General features: G+C 43.2%; 26 protein-coding genes. 23 read left to right on the forward strand and 3 right to left on the reverse strand.

Annotated features, from left to right (window positions below):
• The first annotated feature begins 6 nt into the window (after positions 1-6).
• Genes HMPREF1518_RS10640 through HMPREF1518_RS04515 form a run of 3 tightly spaced genes read left to right on the forward strand, consistent with a single transcriptional unit; the run spans position 7 to position 2,286 of the window.
• Positions 7-321, forward strand: a complete 315-nt coding sequence (locus HMPREF1518_RS10640; protein ID WP_081730804.1) for a hypothetical protein — start codon at positions 7-9, stop codon at positions 319-321.
• On the forward strand, positions 300-1,319 hold the full coding sequence (galE, locus tag HMPREF1518_RS04510; protein ID WP_033584440.1) for a UDP-glucose 4-epimerase GalE: 1,020 nt from the start codon (positions 300-302) through the stop codon (positions 1,317-1,319). The genes HMPREF1518_RS10640 and galE overlap by 22 nt, the downstream gene beginning before the upstream one ends.
• Positions 1,303-2,286, forward strand: a complete 984-nt coding sequence (locus HMPREF1518_RS04515) for a glycosyltransferase family 2 protein (RefSeq protein ID WP_161802766.1) — start codon at positions 1,303-1,305, stop codon at positions 2,284-2,286. Before galE ends, HMPREF1518_RS04515 begins: the two co-directional genes overlap by 17 nt.
• A gap of 82 nt (positions 2,287-2,368) precedes the next feature.
• On the opposite strand, the gene HMPREF1518_RS10645 is transcribed toward HMPREF1518_RS04515, so the two are convergent.
• Complete coding sequence (locus HMPREF1518_RS10645; RefSeq protein WP_165442223.1) at positions 2,369-2,572, reverse strand: ferredoxin; 204 nt, start codon at positions 2,570-2,572, stop codon at positions 2,369-2,371.
• A 45-nt stretch (positions 2,573-2,617) separates the two neighbouring features.
• Between HMPREF1518_RS10645 and HMPREF1518_RS04520 the strand changes: the two genes are divergently transcribed.
• The 10 genes from HMPREF1518_RS04520 (at position 2,618) to whiA (ending at position 9,677) form a co-directional block, all read left to right on the forward strand.
• Entirely contained in the window at positions 2,618-3,124 is a 507-nt protein-coding gene (locus tag HMPREF1518_RS04520; RefSeq protein ID WP_001040924.1) for an SAG1386/EF1546 family surface-associated protein, read from the forward strand.
• Positions 3,125-3,133: 9 nt separating this feature from the next.
• Positions 3,134-3,808, forward strand: coding sequence for a (d)CMP kinase (gene cmk, locus HMPREF1518_RS04525; RefSeq protein ID WP_033584442.1), 675 nt, complete (start codon positions 3,134-3,136; stop codon positions 3,806-3,808).
• Between the two features lie 118 nt (positions 3,809-3,926).
• Positions 3,927-4,433, forward strand: a complete 507-nt coding sequence (locus tag HMPREF1518_RS04530) for a dihydrofolate reductase (protein ID WP_033584444.1) — start codon at positions 3,927-3,929, stop codon at positions 4,431-4,433.
• Positions 4,433-4,603 carry a hypothetical protein gene (locus tag HMPREF1518_RS04535; RefSeq protein WP_000442251.1) on the forward strand — a complete coding sequence of 57 codons (171 nt, stop codon included), beginning with the start codon at positions 4,433-4,435 and terminating at the stop codon, positions 4,601-4,603. The genes HMPREF1518_RS04530 and HMPREF1518_RS04535 overlap by 1 nt, the downstream gene beginning before the upstream one ends.
• Positions 4,604-4,634: 31 nt before the next feature.
• Positions 4,635-5,867 carry an ATP-dependent Clp protease ATP-binding subunit ClpX gene (gene clpX, locus HMPREF1518_RS04540; RefSeq protein ID WP_002874765.1) on the forward strand — a complete coding sequence of 411 codons (1,233 nt, stop codon included), beginning with the start codon at positions 4,635-4,637 and terminating at the stop codon, positions 5,865-5,867.
• 8 nt (positions 5,868-5,875) lie between these two features.
• Entirely contained in the window at positions 5,876-6,463 is a 588-nt protein-coding gene (yihA, locus tag HMPREF1518_RS04545) for a ribosome biogenesis GTP-binding protein YihA/YsxC (protein ID WP_000422603.1), read from the forward strand.
• A gap of 9 nt (positions 6,464-6,472) precedes the next feature.
• On the forward strand, positions 6,473-6,853 hold the full coding sequence (locus tag HMPREF1518_RS04550; protein WP_001140420.1) for a RidA family protein: 381 nt from the start codon (positions 6,473-6,475) through the stop codon (positions 6,851-6,853).
• Between the two features lie 51 nt (positions 6,854-6,904).
• Complete coding sequence (rapZ, locus tag HMPREF1518_RS04555) at positions 6,905-7,795, forward strand: RNase adapter RapZ (RefSeq protein ID WP_000163039.1); 891 nt, start codon at positions 6,905-6,907, stop codon at positions 7,793-7,795.
• The gene (locus tag HMPREF1518_RS04560; RefSeq protein WP_001231060.1) at positions 7,792-8,769 is read left to right on the forward strand and encodes a YvcK family protein; all 978 of its coding nucleotides are present in this window, start codon (positions 7,792-7,794) and stop codon (positions 8,767-8,769) included. The genes rapZ and HMPREF1518_RS04560 overlap by 4 nt, the downstream gene beginning before the upstream one ends.
• Positions 8,766-9,677 (forward strand): DNA-binding protein WhiA, encoded by a 912-nt coding sequence (gene whiA / locus HMPREF1518_RS04565; protein WP_000011266.1) that lies wholly within the window; start codon positions 8,766-8,768, stop codon positions 9,675-9,677. Before HMPREF1518_RS04560 ends, whiA begins: the two co-directional genes overlap by 4 nt.
• A 32-nt stretch (positions 9,678-9,709) precedes the next feature.
• Here whiA and HMPREF1518_RS04570 read toward each other — a convergent pair whose 3' ends face one another.
• A complete protein-coding gene (locus HMPREF1518_RS04570; protein ID WP_033584449.1) occupies positions 9,710-10,678 on the reverse strand; it encodes an NAD(P)/FAD-dependent oxidoreductase in 969 nt (322 codons plus the stop codon).
• A gap of 136 nt (positions 10,679-10,814) precedes the next feature.
• On the opposite strand from HMPREF1518_RS04570, the gene cdaA reads away from it, so the two are divergent.
• The 9 genes from cdaA (at position 10,815) to HMPREF1518_RS04620 (ending at position 19,697) form a co-directional block, all read left to right on the forward strand.
• Positions 10,815-11,672 (forward strand): diadenylate cyclase CdaA, encoded by an 858-nt coding sequence (gene cdaA / locus HMPREF1518_RS04580; RefSeq protein ID WP_033584451.1) that lies wholly within the window; start codon positions 10,815-10,817, stop codon positions 11,670-11,672.
• Positions 11,659-12,441 carry a CdaR family protein gene (locus tag HMPREF1518_RS04585; RefSeq protein WP_001230922.1) on the forward strand — a complete coding sequence of 261 codons (783 nt, stop codon included), beginning with the start codon at positions 11,659-11,661 and terminating at the stop codon, positions 12,439-12,441. The genes cdaA and HMPREF1518_RS04585 overlap by 14 nt, the downstream gene beginning before the upstream one ends.
• A 28-nt stretch (positions 12,442-12,469) precedes the next feature.
• A complete protein-coding gene (gene glmM, locus HMPREF1518_RS04590; protein WP_033584453.1) occupies positions 12,470-13,822 on the forward strand; it encodes a phosphoglucosamine mutase in 1,353 nt (450 codons plus the stop codon).
• Positions 13,823-13,895: 73 nt separating this feature from the next.
• Positions 13,896-14,270, forward strand: a complete 375-nt coding sequence (locus HMPREF1518_RS04595; protein WP_001050092.1) for a DUF1149 family protein — start codon at positions 13,896-13,898, stop codon at positions 14,268-14,270.
• A 2-nt stretch (positions 14,271-14,272) separates the two neighbouring features.
• Positions 14,273-15,121 carry a DegV family protein gene (locus HMPREF1518_RS04600; RefSeq protein ID WP_033584455.1) on the forward strand — a complete coding sequence of 283 codons (849 nt, stop codon included), beginning with the start codon at positions 14,273-14,275 and terminating at the stop codon, positions 15,119-15,121.
• A 151-nt stretch (positions 15,122-15,272) separates the two neighbouring features.
• Positions 15,273-16,040, forward strand: coding sequence for a 4-hydroxy-tetrahydrodipicolinate reductase (gene dapB, locus HMPREF1518_RS04605; protein ID WP_033584456.1), 768 nt, complete (start codon positions 15,273-15,275; stop codon positions 16,038-16,040).
• Complete coding sequence (locus HMPREF1518_RS04610) at positions 16,037-17,236, forward strand: CCA tRNA nucleotidyltransferase (protein WP_081730807.1); 1,200 nt, start codon at positions 16,037-16,039, stop codon at positions 17,234-17,236. Before dapB ends, HMPREF1518_RS04610 begins: the two co-directional genes overlap by 4 nt.
• The gene (locus HMPREF1518_RS04615) at positions 17,233-19,101 is read left to right on the forward strand and encodes an ABC-F family ATP-binding cassette domain-containing protein (RefSeq protein WP_033584460.1); all 1,869 of its coding nucleotides are present in this window, start codon (positions 17,233-17,235) and stop codon (positions 19,099-19,101) included. Before HMPREF1518_RS04610 ends, HMPREF1518_RS04615 begins: the two co-directional genes overlap by 4 nt.
• The gene (locus HMPREF1518_RS04620; RefSeq protein ID WP_033584462.1) at positions 19,098-19,697 is read left to right on the forward strand and encodes a hypothetical protein; all 600 of its coding nucleotides are present in this window, start codon (positions 19,098-19,100) and stop codon (positions 19,695-19,697) included. Before HMPREF1518_RS04615 ends, HMPREF1518_RS04620 begins: the two co-directional genes overlap by 4 nt.
• 53 nt (positions 19,698-19,750) lie before the next feature.
• Here the strand turns inward: HMPREF1518_RS04620 and HMPREF1518_RS04625 are convergent, their stop codons facing one another.
• Positions 19,751-20,944, reverse strand: coding sequence for a cation diffusion facilitator family transporter (locus HMPREF1518_RS04625; RefSeq protein ID WP_033584464.1), 1,194 nt, complete (start codon positions 20,942-20,944; stop codon positions 19,751-19,753).
• A gap of 307 nt (positions 20,945-21,251) precedes the next feature.
• On the opposite strand from HMPREF1518_RS04625, the gene HMPREF1518_RS04630 reads away from it, so the two are divergent.
• Positions 21,252-23,948 (forward strand): cation-translocating P-type ATPase, encoded by a 2,697-nt coding sequence (locus HMPREF1518_RS04630; protein ID WP_033584466.1) that lies wholly within the window; start codon positions 21,252-21,254, stop codon positions 23,946-23,948.
• The last annotated feature ends 18 nt before the right edge of the window (positions 23,949-23,966 follow it).

Raw genomic sequence — 23,966 nt, forward strand, 5'->3', positions numbered from 1 at the left:
TACTCAATGAAAATCAAAGAGCAAACTAGGAAGCTAGCCGCAGGCTGCTCAAAGCACGGCTTTGAGGCTGTGGACAGAACTGATGAAGTCAGCTCAAAACACTGTTTTGAGGTTGTGGATCGAACTGACGAAGTCAGTAACCATACCCACGGCAAGGCGAAGCTGACATTGCTTGAAGAGATTTTCGAAGAGTATAAGCATTTTACTAAAATTTTAGTCTCCCCTTTAGGATGGCAAATGACATTCCCTACCAAAAATGGTAAAATAAGAAAAAATAATTCGAGAATCGAGGAAAAAAGATGCAAGAAAAGATTTTGGTAACAGGTGGAGCAGGTTTTATCGGAACCCACACTGTTATTGAATTGATCCAAGCAGGTCATCAAGTGGTTGTAGTGGATAACCTTGTCAACAGCAACCGTAAAAGTTTAGAAGTTGTTGAAAGAATCACAGGAGTTGAAATTCCTTTCTATGAGGCAGATATCCGTGATACTGATACTCTCAGAGATATTTTCAAGCAAGAAGAGCCAACAGGTGTGATTCACTTTGCTGGTTTGAAGGCTGTAGGTGAATCAACACGTATCCCTCTTGCCTACTATGACAACAATATCGCTGGAACTCTTAGTCTTTTAAAAGTTATGGAAGAAGCAAACTGTAAGAATATCATCTTCAGCTCTTCTGCGACAGTATATGGAGATCCTCACACGGTTCCAATCTTAGAAGATTTTCCACTTTCAGTGACCAATCCGTATGGCCGTACTAAGCTTATGTTAGAGGAAATTTTGACTGATATCTACAAAGCAGACTCAGAATGGAATGTGGTCTTGCTTCGTTACTTTAATCCAATCGGAGCGCATGAGAGTGGAGATTTAGGAGAAAATCCTAATGGAATTCCAAACAATCTCTTACCATATGTGACTCAGGTAGCTGTTGGAAAATTAGAGCAAGTGCAAGTCTTCGGAGACGATTACGATACGGAAGATGGAACTGGTGTTCGTGACTATATCCACGTTGTCGATTTGGCTAAAGGTCACGTTGCAGCTCTTCAAAAAATCCAAAAAGGGTCTGGCCTTAACATTTATAACCTTGGAACAGGCAAGGGCTACTCTGTTCTTGAAATTATTCAAAATATGGAAAAAGCAGTGGGACATCCCATTCCTTACCGCATCGTAGAACGCCGACCAGGAGACATCGCTGCCTGCTATTCAGATCCTGCAAAAGCCAAAGCAGAACTCGGATGGGAAGCAGAATTTGATATCACGAAAATGTGTGAAGACGCATGGCGTTGGCAAAGTAAGCATCCAAATGGATTTGAAGACTAAGATAATGATTTCGATCATTGTCCCCTGTTTAAATGAAGAGGAAGTACTTCCTCTTTTTTATCAGTCTGTTGAAGATTTGCTTCCTGATCTGGGAGCAGAGGTCGAGTATGTCTTTGTAGACGATGGCTCAAGCGATGGAACCTTAGAGCTCTTGAAGGCTTATCGGGAGCAAAATCCTGCGGTGCATTATATCTCGTTCTCACGAAATTTTGGGAAGGAGGCAGCTCTGTACGCAGGTTTACAGTATGCGACTGGGGACCTGGTGGTTGTGATGGATGCAGACCTCCAGGACCCTCCCGGTATGCTACTTGAGATGAAAGCCTTACTAGACCAAAATGCAGACTTGGACTGTGTTGGGACACGGAGAACTAGTCGGGAGGGAGAACCCCTCTTTCGCAGTTTCTGTGCTGATCTTTTTTATCGTCTCATGCAAAAAATCAGCCCAGTAGCTCTCCCCTCAGGCGTCCGTGATTTCCGCATGATGAGAAGGTCTGTGGTAGATGCTATTTTAACCCTGACCGAGTCCAATCGGTTCTCTAAGGGACTCTTTGCCTGGGTGGGCTTTAAAACGCACTATCTTGATTATCCAAACGTTGAACGACAGGCTGGCAAGACCAGTTGGAGTTTTAGACAGCTCTTTTTCTACTCGATTGAAGGGATTCTCAATTTTTCAGATTTCCCCTTGAGTATAGCCTTTGTAGCTGGACTTCTATCTTGTTTTATTTCTTTTATGATGACTGTTTTTGTAGTGTTTCGGACTCTTATTTTGGGAAATCCAACATCTGGCTGGACCTCTCTGATGGCTGTCATTCTCTTTCTTGGAGGGATTCAACTTCTGACCATTGGAATTCTAGGCAAGTATATCAGTAAGATTTACCTGGAAACCAAAAAAAGACCACTCTACCTCATCAAAGAAAAAAGTGATCTTTCTATTTTTGAAGGAAAAAATAACCGGAAAAGACTATAATTTTACCTAGAAATATGCTAAACTAGTAGGTGAAGGGATTAAAGTGATAAAGAGAATCTACAAAATCAATCTCCCTTTTAAACTATGATGGATCTTTTAGAAGTGCACGTGTAGGACAATTTTTGATGGCCTCCAGAACATCTCTGGTCTCAGCGATTTCTCTTTGCAATTCAACTGGATCATCGCAAAATCGAACGATTCCATTATCATGGTAATCAAAGAGTTCAGAATAGGTTTGGCAAAGCCCGCAGGCGATGCACCGTTCAGGTATAAGTGTGAGTTTCATATTTATATTGTAATAAGAAAGTTTAAAAAATACAAGGAGTAAGGTATGGCAAAGGAACCATGGCAAGAAGATATCTATGAAAATAGTGAGGAAGAATCAAGATCAGAGCGTCGTCGCCGTAAACAAAAAGGAAAAGGCGCTGTTGCGAATCGTGTCTTAACAGTTCTAGCTAGCCTCTTCTTTGTGATCGTTGTAGCGATGGTAGTTGTATTGATTTACTTATCAACCGGAGGAAGCAATCGTACTTCATCTTTGAAGGACTTCTATGATACATCGTCTCCTTCTACAAGTTCAAGTTCTAAAGTAGAAGCATCGTCATCTTCAAGTAGCAAGGTAGAAGAAACATCTTCTTCTGAAACAACTCCTTCAGAGAGCAGTTCAGAAGAACACACAGAAGGAGAGGGAACACTCACTGTGCATCCGGGAGAGGGTGAGGCAGCTCTTGCTCAGCGTGCAGGGATTTCCATTGCCCAGTTGGAAGCGTTAAATCCTTCTCATATGTCATCTGGATCTTGGTTTGCCAATCCAGGTGATGTGATCAAGACAAGATAGGAGTCGGGAATGAAGACAATTCAAATTGCTATTGATGGTCCAGCTTCCAGTGGTAAGAGTACGGTTGCAAAGATTGTCGCTAAAGATTTTGGTTATACTTATCTCGATACGGGCGCTATGTACCGTGCTGCGACTTATATAGCTCTCAAAAACCAGTTGGATGCAGGAAAAGTAGAGCAACTTTTGGAATTGCTTGATCAACATCCCATTAGTTTTGGACGTTCAGAAACAGGTGATCAACTTGTTTTTGTAGGGGATGTGGATATCACTCATCCTATCCGTGAAAATGAAGTGACCAACAAGGTTTCAAGCATTGCTGCCATTCCTGAAGTGCGTGAGAAACTTGTTTCGCTCCAGCAAGAGATTGCCCAGCAAGGTGGTATCGTCATGGATGGGCGTGATATTGGGACAGTTGTTTTACCACGAGCTGAACTCAAGATTTTCCTAGTGGCTTCTGTTGAAGAAAGAGCAGAGCGTCGTTACAAGGAAAATATTGCTAAAGGGATTGAGACTGACTTGGAAACGCTGAAAGAAGAGATTGCGGCGCGTGACTACAAGGATAGTCATCGTGAAACCTCACCTCTCAAGCAGGCTGAGGATGCAGTTTATCTTGACACAACTGGACTAAGTATCCAAGAAGTGGTCGAAAAAATTGAATCAGAAGCAAAAAAATATATGTCCTAGGGACGAGAGGAGCAGGCTAGATGATGCCTGCTCCTTTTCTCTCTTTTGCGCGCGTTTCAAAACAGTCTTTTTGGGAGAATTTTGATAAAATAGTAATATCAATAAAAAGGACGGAAGCATGACAAAGAAAATCATAGCCATTTGGGCCCAGGATGAAAAAGGTGTGATTGGGAAGGAAAATCGTCTCCCTTGGCATTTGCCGGCAGAGTTGCAACATTTTAAGGAAACAACTTTAAATCATGCCATACTGATGGGACGAGTGACCTTTGATGGCATGGGACGTCGTATGCTTCCAAAACGGCAAACCCTGATTTTAACGCGCAATAGCGAAGAGGTCATAGATGGGGCGCTCGTATTTCAAGATGTGGAGTCTGTTTTAGCGTGGTATCAGAGTCAAGAAAAAAATCTCTATATCATTGGCGGAAAACAGATTTTTCAGGCTTTTGAGCCTTATTTAGATGAAATCATCGTGACACAGATTCATGCTCAGATAGAGGGAGATACCTATTTCCCTGAGGCGTTTGACTTGTCTCGTTTTGAGACGGTCGCAAGCAAATCTTACACCCGAGATGAGAAAAACGACTATGATTTTACCATCGAATACCGAGATAGAAAGGAAGTCTAATGGAGCGCAGTATATTTGGATTTTTCACAGCTTTTTTGTGTGTAATCTGTATCTTGACTGGAGCACAGGCTTTTCGTAAGAAGCGCTATGGACTGTCTGCCTTACTCTGGTTGAATGCCTTTACCAATCTGGTAAACAGTATTCATGCTTTTTACATGAACTTATTTTAGATAGAATGATAAATTAGAATGGAAGGAAATCATGCCTACAAATAGGAAAAATGATATGATGGTTTATTGCTCATTTTGTGGCAAAAGTCAAGAAGAAGTAAAGAAAATAATCGCTGGGAACAACGCTTTTATCTGTAATGAATGTGTGGAGTTGGCCCAGGAAATCATTCGGGAGGAGTTGGCCGAGGAAGTTTTGGCAGACTTGTCTGAAGTGCCAAAACCAATCGAGCTCCTCAATATCTTGAACCACTATGTGATTGGTCAAGATCGTGCCAAACGTGCCTTGGCAGTGGCTGTATACAATCACTATAAACGCATCAATTTCCACGATACGCGTGAAGAGTCAGAAGATGTGGATTTGCAGAAGTCAAATATCCTGATGATTGGCCCAACTGGTTCAGGGAAAACTTTCTTGGCTCAGACCTTGGCTAAGAGCTTGAACGTGCCTTTCGCTATTGCAGATGCGACAGCTCTGACTGAGGCTGGTTATGTGGGTGAGGACGTGGAAAATATCCTCCTCAAACTTTTGCAGGCTGCTGACTTTAACATCGAACGTGCAGAACGTGGGATTATCTACGTGGATGAAATTGACAAAATTGCCAAGAAGAGCGAGAATGTGTCTATCACACGTGACGTTTCGGGCGAAGGGGTACAACAAGCCCTTCTCAAGATTATCGAGGGAACTGTCGCTAGCGTGCCACCTCAAGGAGGACGCAAACATCCACAACAAGAGATGATTCAGGTGGATACTAAAAATATCCTCTTTATCGTGGGTGGTGCTTTTGATGGCATCGAAGAAATTGTGAAACAACGTCTGGGAGAAAAAGTCATCGGTTTTGGCCAAAATAACAAGGCGATTGACGAAAATAGCTCCTACATGCAAGAAATCATCGCAGAAGACATTCAAAAATTTGGTATTATCCCTGAGTTGATTGGACGCTTGCCTGTCTTTGCAGCTCTTGAGCAATTGACGGTTGATGACTTGGTTCGCATCTTGAAAGAGCCAAGAAATGCCTTGGTCAAACAATACCAAACCTTGCTTTCTTATGATGATGTTGAGTTGGAATTTGACGATGAAGCCCTTCAAGAAATCGCCAATAAGGCTATCGAACGTAAAACTGGTGCGCGTGGTCTTCGCTCAATCATTGAAGAAACCATGCTAGATGTTATGTTTGAAGTACCAAGTCAAGAAAATGTGAAATTGGTTCGCATCACGAAAGAAGCTGTCGATGGAACGGAAAAACCCATCCTAGAAACAGCCTAGAGGTGACTATGGAACTTAATACACACAATGCTGAAATCTTGCTCAGTGCGGCTAATAAATCCCACTATCCGCAGGATGAACTGCCAGAGATTGCTCTAGCAGGACGTTCAAATGTTGGTAAATCTAGCTTTATCAACACCATGTTGAACCGCAAAAATCTTGCTCGTACATCGGGGAAACCTGGTAAAACCCAGCTGCTCAACTTCTTTAATATTGATGACAAGATGCGTTTTGTGGATGTACCAGGTTATGGCTATGCCCGCGTTTCCAAAAAGGAACGTGAAAAGTGGGGGCGCATGATTGAGGAGTACCTGACGACTAGGGAAAATCTCCGTGCCGTGGTCAGTCTGGTGGATTTTCGTCATGACCCGTCAGCAGATGATGTGCAGATGTACGAATTTCTCAAGTATTATGAGATTCCGGTTATCATCGTTGCGACCAAGGCGGACAAGATTCCTCGCGGTAAGTGGAACAAGCACGAATCAGCAATCAAAAAGAAATTAAACTTTGACCCAAGTGACGACTTCATCCTCTTTTCATCTGTCAGCAAGACAGGGATGGATCAGGCTTGGGATGCAATATTAGAAAAATTGTGAGGGAAAGAAATGGCAAAAACAATTCATACAGACAAAGCTCCAAAAGCTATAGGACCATATGTTCAAGGAAAAATCGTTGGCAATCTTTTGTTTGCTAGCGGTCAAGTTCCCCTATCTCCTGAAACTGGAGAAATTGTAGGAGAAACGATCCAAGAACAGACAGAACAAGTCTTGAAAAATATCGGTGCTATTTTGGCTGAAGCAGGAACAGACTTTGACCATGTTGTCAAAACAACTTGCTTCTTGAGCGATATGAATGACTTTGTTCCTTTTAACGAGGTTTACCAGACTGCCTTTAAAGAGGAATTTCCAGCTCGTTCAGCTGTAGAGGTTGCACGTCTTCCTCGTGATGTAAAAGTCGAAATTGAAGTGATTGCAGAGATTGGATAAGCTAGTTGAAGTTTGGCTCTGCCAAACTTTTTTTGATATAAGGAGAGATAGATGACAAAGAAACAACTTCACCTGGTGATTGTGACAGGGATGAGTGGCGCAGGGAAAACGGTAGCCATTCAGTCCTTCGAGGATTTGGGATATTTCACTATTGACAATATGCCACCAGCCCTCTTGCCAAAGTTTTTGCAGTTGGTTGAGACCAAGGATGATGACCATAAGTTAGCCCTAGTAGTCGATATGCGGAGCCGTTCTTTCTTTTCAGAGATTCAGGCTGTTTTGGATGAATTGGAAAACCAAGACGATTTGGACTTCAAAATTCTCTTTTTAGACGCAGCAGATAAGGAATTGGTGGCACGCTATAAGGAAACTAGACGAAGTCACCCTCTAGCTGCAGATGGTCGGATTTTAGATGGCATCAAGCTGGAACGCGAACTCTTGGCACCTTTGAAAAACATGAGCCAAAATGTGGTGGATACGACCGAACTCACTCCGCGTGAGCTTCGTAAAACCATTGCAGAGCAATTTTCAGATCAAGAACAGGCCCAGTCTTTCCGTATCGAAGTCATGTCTTTTGGATTCAAGTATGGTATCCCTATCGATGCAGACTTGGTCTTTGATGTCCGTTTCTTGCCAAACCCATACTACCTCCCTGAACTTCGCAATCAGACAGGTGAGGATCAAGCAGTTTATGACTATGTGATGAATCATGAAGAGTCTGAAAGTTTTTATCAACACTTACTCGCCTTGATTGAGCCCATTTTGCCAAGTTACAAAAAAGAAGGCAAGTCTGTTTTAACCATTGCAGTAGGATGTACAGGTGGACAGCACCGTAGTGTTGCCTTTGCTAAGCGAATCGCTGAGGACCTTGCTAAAAACTGGCCTGTCAATGAAAGCCATCGTGACAAAGACAGAAGAAAGGAAACGGTAAACCGTTCATGAGAAAACCAAAGATAACGGTAATTGGTGGAGGAACAGGTATCCCCGTCATTTTGAAAAGCTTGCGAGAAAAGGATGTTGATATCGCAGCCATCGTAACGGTAGCTGATGATGGTGGCTCTTCTGGTGAACTAAGAAAGAATATCCAACAGCTGACACCACCAGGCGATCTTCGCAATGTTCTGGTAGCCATGTCGGATATGCCTAAGTTTTATGAGAAGGTTTTTCAGTACCGTTTCTCAGAAGAGGCTGGAGCTTTTGCGGGTCATCCTCTAGGAAATATCATTATAGCAGGGCTTTCTGAAATGCAAGGGTCCACTTATAATGCCATGCAGCTGCTAAGTCTCTTTTTCCACACAACAGGAAAAATTTACCCATCGAGCGATCAGCCTCTGACACTGCATGCAGTCTTTAAAGACGGTTCTGAGGTGGCAGGTGAGAGCCACATTGCAGACCATCCAGGTATGATCGACCATGTCTATGTGACCAATACCTTGGATGATGAAACACCCCAAGCCAGCCGTCGAGTAGTCAATACCATTCTCGAGAGTGACATGATCGTCTTGGGGCCTGGTTCCCTCTTTACATCGATTTTGCCGAATATTGTTATTGAGGAGATTGGACAGGCTCTCTTGGAGACTAAGGCTGAGATCGCCTATGTCTGCAATATCATGACCCAGCGTGGGGAAACAGAGTACTTTTCAGACAGTGACCACGTGGAAGTCCTCCATCGACACTTAGGTCGGCCTTTTATCGATACGGTCTTGGTCAATATCGAAAAGGTTCCTAGAGAATACATGGATACCAACCGTTTTGATGAGTATTTGGTTCAGGTAGAGCATGATTTTGCTGGTCTTTGCAAGCAGGTTCCTCGTGTGATTTCATCCAACTTCCTTCGTTTGGAAAATGGAGGAGCCTTCCATGATGGCGATTTGATTGTAGACGAATTGATGCGCATCATACAGGTGAGAAAATGAGTTTTACAGTTGCAGTAAAAGAAGAAATTCTTGGTCAACACCATCTCAGTCGTCATGAATTGTCTGCCATCATCAAGATGTCTGGCAGTATCGGTCTCTCTACTTCAGGCCTGACCTTGTCCGTCGTGACCGAAAATGCCAAGTTAGCTCGTCATCTTTATGAGTCTTTTCTCCATTTTTATGACATCAAGTCAGAAATTCGTCACCATCAGAGAAGCAATCTTCGCAAGAATCGTGTCTACACGGTCTATACCGATGAGAGGGTGCAGGAGCTTTTGGCTGATTTGCGGCTTGCGGATTCCTTCTTTGGTTTGGAGACGGGTATTGATCCCGATATCTTAGCAGATGAAGAAGCTGGTCGTGCTTACTTATGTGGGGCCTTTCTGGCAAATGGTAGCATCCGAGATCCGGAGTCTGGTAAGTATCAGTTGGAGATTAGTTCCGTTTATCTGGACCATGCACAAGGATTGGCCTCTCTCCTCCAGCAGTTTTTGCTGGACGCTAAGGTTATTGAGCGAAAGAAAGGTGCAGTTACCTATCTCCAGCGGGCAGAAGACATTATGGATTTCTTGATTGTGATTGGGGCCATGCAGGCGCGTGATAATTTTGAGCGCGTCAAGATTTTGCGTGAAACCCGTAATGATCTCAATCGAGCCAATAACGCTGAAACAGCCAATATCGCTCGAACGGTTTCTGCTAGTATGAAGACTATCAACAATATCAGTAAAATCAAAGATAGAATGGGTTTGGAAAATTTACCCGTGGATTTGCAAGAGGTAGCGCAGTTGCGGATTCAGCATCCAGACTACTCTATCCAGCAGTTGGCAGATAGCCTGAGCAATCCCCTAACCAAAAGTGGTGTCAACCACAGACTAAGAAAAATCAATAAAATAGCAGATGAACTATAAAACCACGAATCAGTTGATCCGTGGTTCTTTTCTTATAAACTGGTCGAGTGTTTGGGTTGAACTTTTTGTTCTGGGTCAATGTAGTTGATGGCATTGTTAACAGCTGTTGGAGCTTCCCCCAGTCCTGTAGCGATTAAATCGATCTTACCTTCATAGTAGCAGCAGTCCCCGATGGCATAGATACCTGCTTGGCTAGACTCTTGCTTGCTATTGACGATAATCTTGTGACGGTTGAGGTCCAGCCCCCAATTTTTAAGATTACCGACAGATGATTTGAAACCATAGTTGACAAAGAGATGGTCTACTTCGATAGTTTCGGTTTCATCTGATTTGACTTTGGTGATTTCTAGTTTATCGAGTGTTTTTCCATCTCCGATAAGTTGGCTAGGAACGAACGGCGTCTTGATGGTTACAGATGATTCTTGTAGAGCTTGCACACTATGTTCCAAGGCGCGGAAATTATCTCTGCGGTGAACAAGGGTAGTTGGCGAAATCTTTTCAAAAGCCAGAGCCCAGTCCACTGCTGAGTCCCCGCCACCAAGGATAGTTACTTTCTTGCCCGCATATTGCTGAATGTTGGAAACGTGGTAGTGGATATTTTCATAGTCTTCAACGTTCTCCAATTCGAGCGGACGTGGCTTGAAGGCGCCACCACCCATAGCAATGATAACGGTTTTAGTCAGGTGACTTCCCTTGTTGGTTGTAATGGTAAATCCTTGATCTTGTTTATTAATTTCAAGAACGGTTTCATTGAGATGGATAGGGGTATCAAAGCCGTTTAGCTGTTCAATCAAGCGATTGGTTAGCTCTTCCCCAGTTAAGTTTGGAAAACCTGGCACGTCAAGGATTTGCTTTTCAGGGTAGAGGATGGCTGGTTGACCACCGAGCTGGGGAAGGGAGTCGATGATTTGGACTTTGGCTTGGCGTAGGTGAGCGTAAAAGGCAGCAAAGAGCCCGACAGGACCGCCACCTATAATGGTAATATCATAGAGTTGAGACATGATTTCTCCTTTGTTTTTTCTAGTCAGTTTATTTTATCATATTTTTGCTTAATTTAAAATGAGGTAGGATAGGGAAAAAATGGGCAAAAAATGGTATAATGATGAGTAAAGTGTTTTGACAGGGAGGAGGCCAAGGATGAATTTTCAACAATTATCCAATTTACAATACTGGACGAGTTTGTTTTCAAGTCCTTGGAGTATAGTCACCAATCTGATTGATATTCTCATTGTGACTTATATTTTATATCATTTTACTAAAGCTATTGCAGGCACCAAGATTATGATATTGGTCCGTGGGGTCTTAGTTTTTATTCTAGCCCAGATTCTTTCCAATATGATTGGTTTAACGACTATTTCCTGGTTAATCAATCAGATCATCACCTACGGGGTGATTGCAGCGGTGGTTATCTTTTCACCAGAGATTCGGACTGGTTTGGAACGATTGGGCCGGGCTACTGATTTCTTCTCCAATGCCCCTATTAGTGCGGAAGAGCAGATGGTTCGTGCATTTGTGAAATCAGTTGAATACATGAGTCCTCGTAAGATTGGGGCGCTTGTAGTGGTTCAGAGAGTGAGAACCTTGCAGGAATATATCTCGACAGGGATCCCTTTAGATGCTAAAATTTCGGCTGAATTGCTTATCAATATTTTCATTCCCAATACTCCCTTGCATGATGGTGCTGTCATTATCAAGGAAGACCGGATTGCTGTAACTTCAGCCTATCTACCCTTGACTGAAGATACCGGGATTTCCAAGGAGTTTGGAACGCGTCACAGGGCGGCGATTGGTTTGTCGGAAGTGTCAGATGCTCTTACCTTTGTGGTTTCGGAAGAAACGGGTGGAATCTCAATCACTTATAATGGAGTCTTTAAGCACGATTTGACCTTGGAAGAGTTTGAATCTGAATTGAGAAGAATCTTACTTCCAACATCAGAGAAAAAGCAAGGTCTGAAAGAGCGCTTGCTAGGAGGATTGAAACATGAGAAAAAATAGTCTATACATCATTTCTTCCTTCTTTTTCGCCTGCATTCTCTTTATCTATGCAACATTGACAAACTATCAGAATAGCAACAGTGCCAGACAGGTGCGGACGGAGACTTATACGAACACAGTTCTTAATGTCCCAATTGATATTCAGTATGACAGTGATCAGTATTTTATCAGTGGTTTTACATCTGAGGTGACGGTCTTTCTAACAGGGTCAAATAGAGTTGCTTTGGCGAGTGAGATGCAGGAAAGCACCCGCAAATTTAAGGTGACAGCTGATCTTTCTGATGCCAGTGTAGGAACCATCGAAGTTCCTCTAACCATTGAAAATCTTCCGAGCGGTTTGACGGCTGTTGCGACACCGCAAAAGATAACAGTGAAGGTCGGTAAAAAAGCAAAACGGGACAATGTCATTGTTGTGCCGGAGATTGATCCTAGTCAGATTGATTCTCGCGTGAAAATCGATACAGTTACTGTATCAGATGAAAAAGTAACGGTTATTAGTGATGAGGAAACCCTCTCCAAAGTAGATCGTGTCATTGCCATCTTACCGACGAGTGAACGGATAACTGGAAACTACTCGTCCTCTGTTCCTCTACAAGCAGTCGATAAAAATGGAAATGTCTTACCAAGCGTCATTATGCCATTTGACACAACTATGAAAATTACAACAAAAACAGCAACGTCTAGTTCAAGTAACTCGTCAACAAGTTCTTCAGAAGGCAGTTCGTCTTCAACGAGTTCAGAAACAAAATCAGATTCGTCTAAACAATAATAAATAATAGAAAAGGATGATAAATAAAATGAGTAAATATTTTGGGACCGATGGAGTCCGTGGAGAAGCAAACGTAGAACTGACACCAGAATTGGCTTTTAAACTAGGCCGTTTTGGTGGATATGTCCTCAGTCAACACGAAACAGAAGCCCCTAAAGTCTTTGTAGGACGCGATACACGTATCTCAGGAGAAATGCTAGAATCTGCCTTGGTGGCAGGTCTCCTCTCTGTAGGGATTCACGTCTACAAACTTGGTGTCCTTGCAACACCAGCAGTAGCTTACTTGGTAAAAACTGAGGGAGCCAGTGCAGGTGTCATGATTTCCGCTAGCCACAACCCAGCCCTTGATAATGGAATTAAGTTCTTTGGTGGGGACGGCTTCAAACTTGATGATGAAAAAGAAGCAGAAATCGAAGCCTTGCTAGATGCTACAGAAGACACCCTTCCTCGTCCAAGTGCCGAAGGCTTGGGAACCTTAGTGGACTATCCAGAAGGTTTACGTAAGTATGAAGGCTACCTTGTTTCAACTGGAACTCCTCTTGAAGGAATGAAAGTGGCCTTGGATACAGCCAACGGTGCAGCGTCTACGAGTGCTCGTCAAATCTTTGCAGACCTTGGGGCTCAAATAACTGTTATTGGGGAGACACCAGATGGTCTGAATATCAACTTGAATGTGGGTTCTACACATCCAGAAGCTCTTCAAGAAGTGGTCAAAGAAAGCCAGTCAGCTATTGGTTTGGCCTTTGACGGAGATAGTGACCGTTTGATTGCTGTTGATGAAAATGGTGACATCGTCGATGGTGATAAGATCATGTACATCATCGGAAAATATCTTTCTGAAAAAGGCCAGTTGGCTCAAAACACCATCGTGACAACCGTTATGTCTAACCTTGGCTTCCATAAGGCCTTGGAGAGTGCCGGTATTAACAAGGCAGTGACTGCTGTTGGTGACCGCTATGTCGTTGAAGAAATGAGAAAATCAGGCTACAATCTTGGTGGTGAACAGTCTGGTCACGTTATCTTAATGGATTACAATACAACTGGTGATGGTCAATTATCAGCTGTCCAATTGACTAAAATCATGAAAGAAACAGGCAAGAGCTTGTCTCAACTGGCATCAGAAGTGACGATTTACCCACAAAAACTGGTCAATATCCGAGTGAAAAATGCCATGAAAGAAAAGGCTATGGAAGTACCAGCCATCAAGACAATCATCGAAAAGATGGAAGAAGAAATGGCAGGGAACGGTCGTATCCTTGTCCGCCCAAGTGGAACAGAACCCCTCTTGCGTGTCATGGCAGAAGCCCCAACAACAGAAGAAGTTAACTACTACGTAGATACGATTGCTGCTGTTGTTAAAGATGAAATTGGAATTGACTAAAGCCTAGAAAACTAGATGAAATGATAAAAATGTGGTACAATTGCATAGTAAATTGTAGCAATGGGAGAGAAAAATGAATCTTAAACGAGAACAAGAATTTGTTAGCCAGTATCACTTTGATGCTCGTAACTTTGAATGGGAAAATGAAAATGGAGCTCCTGAAACCAAGGTAGACGTGAACTTTCAGTTACTCCAACATGACCAAGAAAACCAAGTGACTTCTTTAGTCGTTATCTTGAGCTTTATGATTGTCTTTGACAAATTTGTCATCAGCGGAACAATTTCCCAAGTGAACCATGTGGAAGGTCGTATTGTCAACGAACCAAGCGAATTTAACCAAGAAGAAGTCGAAACCTTGGCACGTCCATGTTTGAACATGCTCAATCGTTTGACGTATGAAGTAACAGAAATTGCCTTGGATCTTCCAGGGATCAATTTGGAGTTTTAGTCATGAAATTAGCTGTCATTACAGATTCTTCAGCCTATTTAGAGGAGAAGACGCTGCAAAGAGAGAATCTATTTATCTTGGATATTCCTGTCAATATTGATGGGGAAGAGTATGTCGAAGGTGTCAATCTGACTGCTGAGGAATTTTATCAAAAAATGGCTCAGTCTGGAGAATTGCCTAAAACTAGTCAACCAAGTATTGCCAAATTGGATGAGATTCTTAGTTCTTTGAAAAACGAGGGTTATACCCATGTCTTGGGACTCTTTCTTTCGTCAGGAATTTCAGGCTTTTATCAGAATATCCAATATATGTTAGACGAGTATGAAGGTTTGACCATTGCCTTTCCAGATACCCATATCACAAGTTCCCCTCTAGGATTTATGGTAGAGAGTGCCTTTGAATGGGCAGAACAAGGCGATGATTTTGCTCAGATTCAGGAGAAATTAGCTCTTCAAATTGCTGATAATTCAGCCTTTATCATAGTAGATGACCTCGATCACTTGGTTAAAGGAGGACGTTTGTCAAATGGGGCAGCCATCTTAGGGAATCTCCTCAGTATCAAGCCTATTCTTTACTTTAATGACCAAGGAGTGATTGAAGTTTACGAAAAAGTTCGTACAGAAAAGAAAGCAATCAAACGTTTGGTGGAAATCATCAAGGAGTTGACAAAAGATGGGGACTACCGTATAACAGTCATTCATGGGAACGCTCCTCAAAAGGCAGCGGATTTACGTCAGCTTTTGATGGAGAGTGGTGTGACTGCTGAAATTCCAATTGAAACCTTTGGTAGTGTTATTGGGACCCACCTTGGAGAAGGTAGTATCGCCTTGAGCTATACACCAATCGTCTAAATTGTTCTTACAGGCCTTGTATCTTAGAAATTGAACACGGCCTACCTGCCTCTTGAAAAAAGATGCCTGCCTTGCCTTTCATGGAAAGTCAGCGCCATTCCCTATTTTTCATGGGCAGCTAACGTCCTTTGTATCTTAGTCAGGAGTAGAGATGAGTATTCGAGTAATTATTGCCGGTTTTAAGGGAAAGATGGGCCAGGCTGCTTGTCAGATGGTCTTGGCTGATCCAGACTTGGACTTGGTCGCAGTTTTGGATCCTTTTGAGTCTGAGTCAGAATGGCAGGGGATTCCTGTCTTTAATGATAAGGCTGACTTGGCTGGTTTTGAAGCGGATGTCTGGGTGGATTTTACTACACCAGCCGTTGCTTACGAAAATACGCGTTTTGCCCTTGAAAATGGCTTTGCTCCTGTCGTAGGAACAACTGGATTCACTAGTGAAGAAATTGCAGAATTAAAAGCATTTTCCCGTGAACAAGATTTGGGTGGCTTGATTGCCCCTAACTTTGCCTTGGGGGCTGTCTTGCTTATGCAATTTGCGACGCAGGCTGCCAAATATTTCCCCAATGTGGAGATTATCGAGCTCCATCATGACAAGAAAAAAGATGCTCCGAGCGGAACAGCCATTAAAACGGCTGAGTTGATGGCGGAAGTGCGAGAGTCTATCCAACAAGGTGCGCCTGATGAGGAAGAATTGATTGCAGGTGCCCGTGGTGCTGATTTTGATGGCATGCGGATCCACTCAGTTCGTTTGCCAGGCTTAGTAGCTCATCAAGAAGTTATCTTTGGCAATCAGGGAGAAGGGTTGACCCTTCGTCATGACTCCTATAATCGCAGCTCCTTCATGACAGGGGTCAATTTGGGAATAAAAGAAGTTGTCAAGCGTCATGAGCTTGTCTATGGATTAGAACACTTATTATGAGATTAACGCAAATGCCTTCTGAATTTCAGAAGGCTTTACCAGTATTAGAAAAAATTAAAGAAGCAGGCTTTGAGGCCTATTTTGTTGGGGGCTCTGTTCGAGATGCCCTCCTCAATCGTCCCATCCATGATGTGGACATCGCAACTTCTTCCTACCCAGAGGAGACCAAGCAGATTTTTCCACGAACAGCTGATATCGGAATCGAGCACGGAACTGTCTTGGTTTTAGAAGGGGACGAGGAGTATGAGGTAACCACCTTTAGGACCGAAGATGTCTATGTGGACTATCGCAGACCCAGTGCGGTTTCCTTTGTGCGCTCGCTAGAAGAGGACCTCAAGCGCCGTGATTTCACGGTTAATGCCTTTGCTTTGGATGAGACAGGCGAAATCATTGACTTATTTCATGGTTTAGAAGATTTGAAAAACCAAGTCTTGCGAGCAGTTGGAGTAGCTAGTGAGCGTTTCAACGAAGATGCTTTGCGTATTATGCGTGGTTTTCGTTTTCAGGCCAGTCTCGGTTTTAAACTTGAGTCAGAAACTTTTGAGGCGATGAAGACTTTGACGCCGCTCTTGGAGAAAATTTCTGTGGAGCGCACTTTCGTTGAGTTTGATAAGCTCTTGCTGGCACCTTTTTGGCGAGTTGGTCTGGCTTCCATGATTGAGAGTCGAGCTTATGACTATCTTCCAGATATGGCAGGGAGCCAGGACAAGCTCAACAGACTGTTTGATTTGGAGACTGAGTTCACTTTTGAATCTTCTGAACAAGCCTGGGCGGCTCTATTGTGGGCTTTGGAGATTAAAGATGCACAGCCATTTTTGAAAGCTTGGAAAACCTCACGCCAGTTTGCCAAGCAGGTTCAGGATTTGCTGACCATTTTGGCTTTGCGAGAAGAAGGAGAGCTTAGCAAGCGCGATTGTTACCGCTTTGACTTGGATTCCCTTCTACAAGCTGAAAATCTTCGTCAGGCCCAAGGAAAAGAAGTCAAGCCACAAGCTATTACAGAAACTTACCATAGTTTGACCATTCATGATAAGAAAGAAATTCAGATTAACGGTGGCATTTTGATTAAGGAATATGGTTACCAGCCAGGACCAGACTTGGGAGAGATTTTAACAGAGATTGAGTTTGCCATTGTCGATGGAGAGTTGGAAAACGACCGTCAAGCTATCCATGCTTACCTGAGGGAGAAAAAATGAGTGATTTTATCGTTGAAAAACTAAGCAAATCCGTTGGTGACAAGACCGTTTTTAAGGATATTTCCTTTATCATCCATGACTTGGACAGAATCGGTCTGATAGGTGTCAATGGAACGGGTAAGACCACCCTTTTGGATGTTCTTTCTGGTGTTTCTGGCTTTGATGGGGATGTCAGTCCCTTTTCGGCTAAGAATGACTATAAGATTGGCTACTTGACACAGGATCCTGATTTTGATGATAGCAAGACAGTTTTGGACACGGTTCTATCCAGCGACCTCAAGGAAATCCAGCTCATTCGTGAGTATGAGTTAATCATGCTCAACTACAGTGAGGACAAGCAAGCTCGTTTGGAACGGGTCATGGCAGAAATGGATTCTCTCCAAGCCTGGGAAATCGAGAGTCAGGTCAAGACCGTTCTCAGCAAGTTGGGTATTCAGGACTTGTCGACTCCAGTTGGTGAATTGTCAGGTGGTCTGAGAAGACGGGTTCAGTTGGCGCAAGTTCTCCTAGGAAACCACGACCTCTTGCTTCTGGACGAGCCGACTAACCATTTGGATATTGCGACCATTGAGTGGCTGACTCTTTTTTTGAAAAATTCCAAGAAGACCGTTCTCTTTATCACACATGATCGTTATTTCCTAGATGCACTATCAACGCGGATTTTCGAGTTGGACCGAGCAGGCTTGACCGAGTATCAGGGAAATTATCAGGACTATGTTCGCCTCAAGGCTGAACAAGATGAGCGTGACGCAGCTCTTCTCCACAAGAAAGAACAACTTTATAAGCAAGAACTGGCCTGGATGCGCAGACAACCACAGGCACGTGCGACCAAGCAACAAGCCCGTATCAATCGTTTCCTTGACTTGAAAAAGGAAGTTTCAGGTGGCGTTGCTGATACAGACTTGACCATGAACTTTGAAACCAGTCGGATTGGGAAGAAAGTCATCGAGTTTCAGGATGTTTCCTTTGCCTATGAAAACAAGCCCATTTTGCAAGATTTTAATCTCTTGGTGCAAGCCAAAGACCGTATCGGAATCGTTGGGGACAACGGTGTCGGGAAGTCAACTCTGCTTAATCTCATCGCAGGAAGTCTTGAGCCGACTAAAGGTCAAGTTATCATCGGTGAGACGGTTCGCATCGCCTATTTTTCTCAACAAATTGAAGGTTTGGATGAAAGCAAACGGGTTATCAATTACCTGCAGGAAGTAGCAGAAGAGGTTAAGACCAGTGGTGGTTCTACGACTTCCATTGCAGAGTTGCTAGAGCAGTTTCTCTTCCCACGTTCGACGCATGGAACCTTGATTGAGAAATTGTCTGGTGGAGAGAAAAAACGCCTTTATCTTCTCAAATTGCTCTTGGAAAAACCCAATGTTCTTCTTTTGGACGAGCCGACCAATGACCTAGATATTGCGACTTTGACAGTCTTGGAAAATTTCTTACAGGGCTTTGCAGGTCCTGTCTTGACAGTTAGCCACGATCGTTATTTCTTGGATAAGGTAGCGACCAAGATTCTCGCCTTTGAGAATGGCAAGATTCGTCCTTTCTTTGGCCATTACACCGACTACCTTGATGAAAAAGCCTTTGAAACAGAGATGGCCAATCAAGTGCAAAAGGCAGAAAAGGAGAAAATGGTCAAGGTCCGTGAAGACAAGAAACGCATGACCTACCAAGAAAAGCAGGAGTGGGCAAGTATTGAAGGCGATATTGAAGCCTTGGAAAATCGTATCGCAGCCATTGAAGAGGAGATGCAGGCCAATGGTTCTGATTTTGGTAAACTGGCCACTCTTCAGAAAGAACTAGACGAGAAGAATGAAGCCCTGCTTGAAAAATACGAACGCTATGAATATTTAAGTGAGTTGGCATGATGGAAGAAAAAGTCATTAAACGTAGTCCCAAGAAAATCATTTGGAATACCTTGTTTGGTCTTTTCTTCTTGTTACCTCTATCTTATCTCTATTCGTATTCGGAAAAGGGGAGCAAACTTCATGCGATCAGTCTTTTGTTAATACTGCTTGTCCTCTTTTGTGCTGGAGTAGTCATTTATCAGACATACAGACTGTTAAGCTCCGATAAGGAATATTTAAAATGTACTGCTGAGGGGTTTTACTACAAACCAAACCCAAAGAAACCCAGTCATTTCTATGCTTGGGCAGATGTAGAGGAATTTTCCTTCTCTCGGATTGGAGGAAAGTATAGGAATTCCTATCGGATTGAAGTTTATTTTAAAAACAAGGAAAATGTGAAATCCCAATCACTTCTAGCTCTACTGAAGAGAAGGTGTTTCCCTTTTCATCCGTCAGCAGATTTGATCATCCCTATCTTTCTGCTAGATGTAGGACTTCCTGAAAGGGTCTACGAGACCATGAAGTACTATGAAAGAGAATGGCGCATCGAACAAAATCGTCAAGCAAGAAAAAAGGCAAAACAAGCTTCGAAAAGCAAATCTTCCAAACCGTCATAGTCTGTCTTTGCTTAAAGTAGAATAATCAAAAAGGCCCTATCCACTGGATAGGGTCACTGTTTGTCTTCTTTTTTAGTTTCCTGATGGAAGATGTTTTGCCAAGTCTCATGGCGACGCCAGATACTGGTGTGGACGATGCCATCTAGCTCATAGCAAATGAGCTTGGTTTTCTGACTAATGGAAGTGATTTGAATATCCTTAATAGCAGCTTTAAGTTCTTTTTCGGCTTGATAAGCGACTTTATCCATCTGCTCTCCATCTTGACGGATATAGAGAAAGTCCTCAGCAAGGAGTTCTTCTAGCTGATTTCCTTGGTCAATCAATTGCTCACGCATGAGCAGTTTTTTGTAGACATTGTCTAAAATCTCGTCCTCAGGTATGGGAGCTGGCTCGATATGGACATCGGTATCAAAGACTCCAAAGCGCTCTTCCAGCATGGATTCGACCTGGTCTGCTATTTCGTGACTTTCATAGACTGATAGGTCAGGATTCATCTCCAGCGTGATATCAAGGTAGATATTGCTACCGTAGGTGCGCCCTCTTTGGGACTTAACCTTACTAATCTTTGGAATCTCCATGATGGCCTTTTGGTAGTCCTCCAGCAGACGGTCATCAAAACCATCTGAAAGACTGAAGGAAGACTCGATAAAGATATCATAGGCTGTCTTTAAGATAAAGAAGGTGATGATGATAGCGACCAATTTATCCACGATAGGATAGTTGAAACTGCTGGCTAGGATAGCAATGGAAGTCCCAAGCGAGGTAACAGCATCGGAAAGATTGTCCTTAGCAGCTGCCTTGAGAGCCTTGGACTTGGATCTCTTACTGAGGCGAGTATTATAGAGATAAACAGCGAACATGACTGCCGAAGAGACGACTCCGAGAGTTGCACCCAGAGGGTCGATAACCGTCTGTTCCCGACTAAGAATTTTTTGAATGGTGTCCCGAAGAACATCAAAGCCAACGTAGAACATGATGATGGAAGTAATCAAACTAGCCAAATCTTCAATCTTCCAGTGTCCAAAGCGGTGTTCACGGTCTGCAGGCTGGCGCGCCATCCGAATACCGATCAGAAGAGCAACATTTCCGATAATATCTGATACGTTGTTGAAACCATCCGCTACCAAACTGGAAGACTGTAGGAGGTGGCCAGTCGCTAATTTTGCCGCAGACAAGAATAAGTAGGTCGAAATGCTGATAATGGCACCACGTTCCGCCAACTTGAGATTTGATATGGATTGATTCATCGGACTTCCTTTCTAGTGCTGAGATTCTGTTTTCATTATACTGGTTTTCATGGGAAAATTCAAATTTAGTCTTGTTTCATCGGATTTTAATTCTTGAAAATTGTTCAAATTTTGATATAATAGTACTACTCAAGGGAGTAGCTGGCAGAAACCTGTGATAGTGTCGTCATTCCGAATTTTATACTGCAAAGTATTCTTTCCGGCGCTATCTTAAACAGCGAGACTTGTTATGATTAACAGGTCTCTTTTTGTTTGTCATAAAACCAAAAGAGAGCTTGTTTTGCACACAAAGTCAAGGAGGAGACATATGTCAAAAGAACAAAAACGCCAAGCGTTTTATACTCAAAGTCCCGAAGAAGTCTTGAAGTCGGTTGAAGCAACTGAGCAAGGCCTTTCGTCAAGCGAAGCGCAGAAACGCCTAGCTGAATATGGGCGCAATGAACTCGAAGAGGGTGAGAAAAAATCTCTCTTGGTTAAATTCATCGAACAGTTTAAGGATTTGATGATTATTATTTTGGTGGCTGCAGCCATCTTGTCTGTCATAACTTCTGGTGGGGAAGATATCGCAGATGCCATCATTATCCTAGCCGTGGTTATCATCAATGCTGCTTTTGGTGTTTACCAAGAAGGAAAAGCAGAAGAAGCCATCGAGGCCCTCAAGTCTATGTCTAGTCCAGCTGCTCGCGTTATTCGTGATGGGCATATGGCTGAGATTGATTCCAAAGAATTGGTACCAGGAGATATCGTTGCCCTTGAAGCTGGTGATGTGGTTCCAGCAGACCTACGTTTGCTAGAAGCCAACTCTCTTAAAATCGAAGAAGCGGCTTTGACAGGTGAGTCTGTTCCAGTTGAAAAAGACTTGACCGTAGAACTTGCTGCAGATGCTGGTATTGGTGACCGTGTCAATATGGCCTTCCAGAACTCAAACGTGACTTATGGTCGTGGTCTTGGTGTTGTTGTCAATACAGGTATGTACACGGAAGTTGGTCATATCGCTGGCATGCTCCAAGATGCGGATGAGACAGACACGCCACTCAAACAAAACTTGAACAACCTTTCTAAGGTCTTGACCTATGCAATTTTGGTTATTGCCCTTGTTACTTTTGTAGTTGGAGTCTTCATTCAAGGTAAAAATCCACTTGGTGAGTTGATGACCTCTGTTGCGCTTGCTGTTGCAGCCATCCCAGAAGGACTTCCTGCTATCGTGACCATCGTTCTTGCCCTTGGTACTCAAGTTTTGGCAAAACGAAACTCTATCGTTCGTAAGTTACCAGCAGTAGAAACACTTGGTTCAACTGAAATCATCGCTTCTGATAAGACTGGTACACTTACTATGAACAAGATGACAGTCGAAAAAGTCTTCTATGATGCAGTCCTACATGACTCTGCTGATGACATTGAACTTGGCTTGGACATGCCACTACTTCGTTCAGTTGTCTTGGCTAATGATACCAAGATTGATGCAGAAGGAAACCTGATCGGGGATCCAACGGAAACAGCCTTCATCCAGTATGCCTTGGACAAGGGCTACGATGTTAAAGGGTTCTTAGAGAAATATCCTCGTGTAGCTGAGTTACCGTTTGACTCAGATCGTAAGCTCATGTCAACGGTTCACCCATTGCCAGATGGTACATTCCTTGTGGCGGTTAAGGGAGCTCCAGACCAACTTTTGAAACGTTGTGTTGCTCGTGATAAAGCTGGAAATGTCGCTCCGATTGATGAGAAAGTCAATGACTTAATTCACACAAACAACTCTGAAATGGCTCACCAAGCCTTGCGTGTCCTTGCAGGTGCTTATAAGATTATCGATAGTATTCCAGAAAATCTTACTTCTGAAGAGCTTGAAAACAACTTGATCTTTACTGGTTTAATTGGGATGATTGACCCTGAGCGTGCCGAAGCGGCAGAAGCCGTTCGTGTGGCTAAGGAAGCGGGAATCCGTCCAATCATGATCACTGGTGACCACCAAGACACAGCAGAAGCTATTGCTAAACGTTTGGGAATTATCGACGAAAATGACTCGGAAGACCATGTTTTGACTGGTGCTGAGCTTAACGAACTTTCTGATGAAGAATTTGAAAAAGTCGTTGGTCAATACTCTGTTTATGCGCGTGTATCTCCAGAACACAAGGTTCGTATCGTGAAGGCTTGGCAAAACCAAGGTAAGGTTGTTGCCATGACAGGTGACGGTGTTAATGATGCGCCAGCTCTAAAAACAGCCGACATCGGTATCGGTATGGGAATCACTGGTACAGAGGTTTCTAAGGGAGCTTCTGACATGATCCTTGCAGATGATAACTTTGCGACTATCATCGTCGCAGTTGAAGAAGGACGTAAGGTCTTCTCAAACATTCAAAAGACCATCCAGTACCTACTTTCTGCCAATACGGCCGAAGTATTAACAATCTTCTTATCAACCTTGTTTGGTTGGGATGTACTACAGCCAGTTCATCTCTTGTGGATTAACTTGGTAACCGATACCTTCCCAGCTATCGCTCTTGGTGTTGAACCAGCTGAGCCAGGTGTTATGACCCACAAACCACGTGGACGCAAATCAAGCTTCTTCTCAGGTGGGGTCTTGAGTTCCATTATCTATCAAGGTGTACTTCAAGGGGCACTCGTCTTGACTGTTTATGGTCTTGCTCTTGCTTATCCGGTCCATGTAGGAGACAACCAAGCCATTCACGCGGATGCCCTCACCATGGCCTTTGCAACACTTGGTTTGATCCAGCTCTTCCATGCTTACAACGTCAAGTCTGTTTACCAATCCATCTTGACAGTCGGACCATTCAAGTCTAAGACCTTCAACTGGTCTATCTTGGTATCCTTCATTCTCTTGATGGCAACAATCGTTGTAGAACCGCTTGAAGGTATCTTCCATGTTACAAAACTGGACTTGTCACAATGGGGTATTGTTCTAGCTGGAAGCTTCTCAATGATACTTATCGTCGAAATCGTCAAGTTTGTTCAACGTAAACTTGGTCTTGATAAGAACGCGATTTAAAAAGAAAGTCATCTTCGG

The organism is Streptococcus sp. SR1, assembly GCF_000526075.1.
GTDB classification, from domain to species: Bacteria; Bacillota; Bacilli; order Lactobacillales; family Streptococcaceae; genus Streptococcus; species Streptococcus halitosis.

What these genes read in the sequence shown, in the direction of transcription:
- HMPREF1518_RS04515 (WP_161802766.1), top strand. Translation starts at nt 1,303, where the DNA reads ATGGATTTGAAGACTAAGATAATGATTTCGATCATTGTCCCCTGTTTA.
- cdaA (WP_033584451.1), top strand. Translation starts at nt 10,815, where the DNA reads ATGAATTTTCAACAATTATCCAATTTACAATACTGGACGAGTTTGTTT.
- HMPREF1518_RS04570 (WP_033584449.1), bottom strand. Translation starts at nt 10,678, where the DNA reads ATGTCTCAACTCTATGATATTACCATTATAGGTGGCGGTCCTGTCGGG.
- whiA (WP_000011266.1), top strand. Translation starts at nt 8,766, where the DNA reads ATGAGTTTTACAGTTGCAGTAAAAGAAGAAATTCTTGGTCAACACCAT.
- HMPREF1518_RS04595 (WP_001050092.1), top strand. Translation starts at nt 13,896, where the DNA reads ATGAATCTTAAACGAGAACAAGAATTTGTTAGCCAGTATCACTTTGAT.
- HMPREF1518_RS04615 (WP_033584460.1), top strand. Translation starts at nt 17,233, where the DNA reads ATGAGTGATTTTATCGTTGAAAAACTAAGCAAATCCGTTGGTGACAAG.
- HMPREF1518_RS04625 (WP_033584464.1), bottom strand. Translation starts at nt 20,944, where the DNA reads ATGAATCAATCCATATCAAATCTCAAGTTGGCGGAACGTGGTGCCATT.
- yihA (WP_000422603.1), top strand. Translation starts at nt 5,876, where the DNA reads ATGGAACTTAATACACACAATGCTGAAATCTTGCTCAGTGCGGCTAAT.
- HMPREF1518_RS04600 (WP_033584455.1), top strand. Translation starts at nt 14,273, where the DNA reads ATGAAATTAGCTGTCATTACAGATTCTTCAGCCTATTTAGAGGAGAAG.
- cmk (WP_033584442.1), top strand. Translation starts at nt 3,134, where the DNA reads ATGAAGACAATTCAAATTGCTATTGATGGTCCAGCTTCCAGTGGTAAG.
- clpX (WP_002874765.1), top strand. Translation starts at nt 4,635, where the DNA reads ATGCCTACAAATAGGAAAAATGATATGATGGTTTATTGCTCATTTTGT.
- HMPREF1518_RS04535 (WP_000442251.1), top strand. Translation starts at nt 4,433, where the DNA reads ATGGAGCGCAGTATATTTGGATTTTTCACAGCTTTTTTGTGTGTAATC.
- HMPREF1518_RS04610 (WP_081730807.1), top strand. Translation starts at nt 16,037, where the DNA reads ATGAGATTAACGCAAATGCCTTCTGAATTTCAGAAGGCTTTACCAGTA.
- HMPREF1518_RS04620 (WP_033584462.1), top strand. Translation starts at nt 19,098, where the DNA reads ATGATGGAAGAAAAAGTCATTAAACGTAGTCCCAAGAAAATCATTTGG.
- HMPREF1518_RS04585 (WP_001230922.1), top strand. Translation starts at nt 11,659, where the DNA reads ATGAGAAAAAATAGTCTATACATCATTTCTTCCTTCTTTTTCGCCTGC.
- dapB (WP_033584456.1), top strand. Translation starts at nt 15,273, where the DNA reads ATGAGTATTCGAGTAATTATTGCCGGTTTTAAGGGAAAGATGGGCCAG.
- HMPREF1518_RS10645 (WP_165442223.1), bottom strand. Translation starts at nt 2,572, where the DNA reads ATGAAACTCACACTTATACCTGAACGGTGCATCGCCTGCGGGCTTTGC.
- rapZ (WP_000163039.1), top strand. Translation starts at nt 6,905, where the DNA reads ATGACAAAGAAACAACTTCACCTGGTGATTGTGACAGGGATGAGTGGC.
- HMPREF1518_RS04530 (WP_033584444.1), top strand. Translation starts at nt 3,927, where the DNA reads ATGACAAAGAAAATCATAGCCATTTGGGCCCAGGATGAAAAAGGTGTG.
- HMPREF1518_RS04550 (WP_001140420.1), top strand. Translation starts at nt 6,473, where the DNA reads ATGGCAAAAACAATTCATACAGACAAAGCTCCAAAAGCTATAGGACCA.
- HMPREF1518_RS04560 (WP_001231060.1), top strand. Translation starts at nt 7,792, where the DNA reads ATGAGAAAACCAAAGATAACGGTAATTGGTGGAGGAACAGGTATCCCC.
- glmM (WP_033584453.1), top strand. Translation starts at nt 12,470, where the DNA reads ATGAGTAAATATTTTGGGACCGATGGAGTCCGTGGAGAAGCAAACGTA.
- HMPREF1518_RS10640 (WP_081730804.1), top strand. Translation starts at nt 7, where the DNA reads ATGAAAATCAAAGAGCAAACTAGGAAGCTAGCCGCAGGCTGCTCAAAG.
- galE (WP_033584440.1), top strand. Translation starts at nt 300, where the DNA reads ATGCAAGAAAAGATTTTGGTAACAGGTGGAGCAGGTTTTATCGGAACC.
- HMPREF1518_RS04520 (WP_001040924.1), top strand. Translation starts at nt 2,618, where the DNA reads ATGGCAAAGGAACCATGGCAAGAAGATATCTATGAAAATAGTGAGGAA.
- HMPREF1518_RS04630 (WP_033584466.1), top strand. Translation starts at nt 21,252, where the DNA reads ATGTCAAAAGAACAAAAACGCCAAGCGTTTTATACTCAAAGTCCCGAA.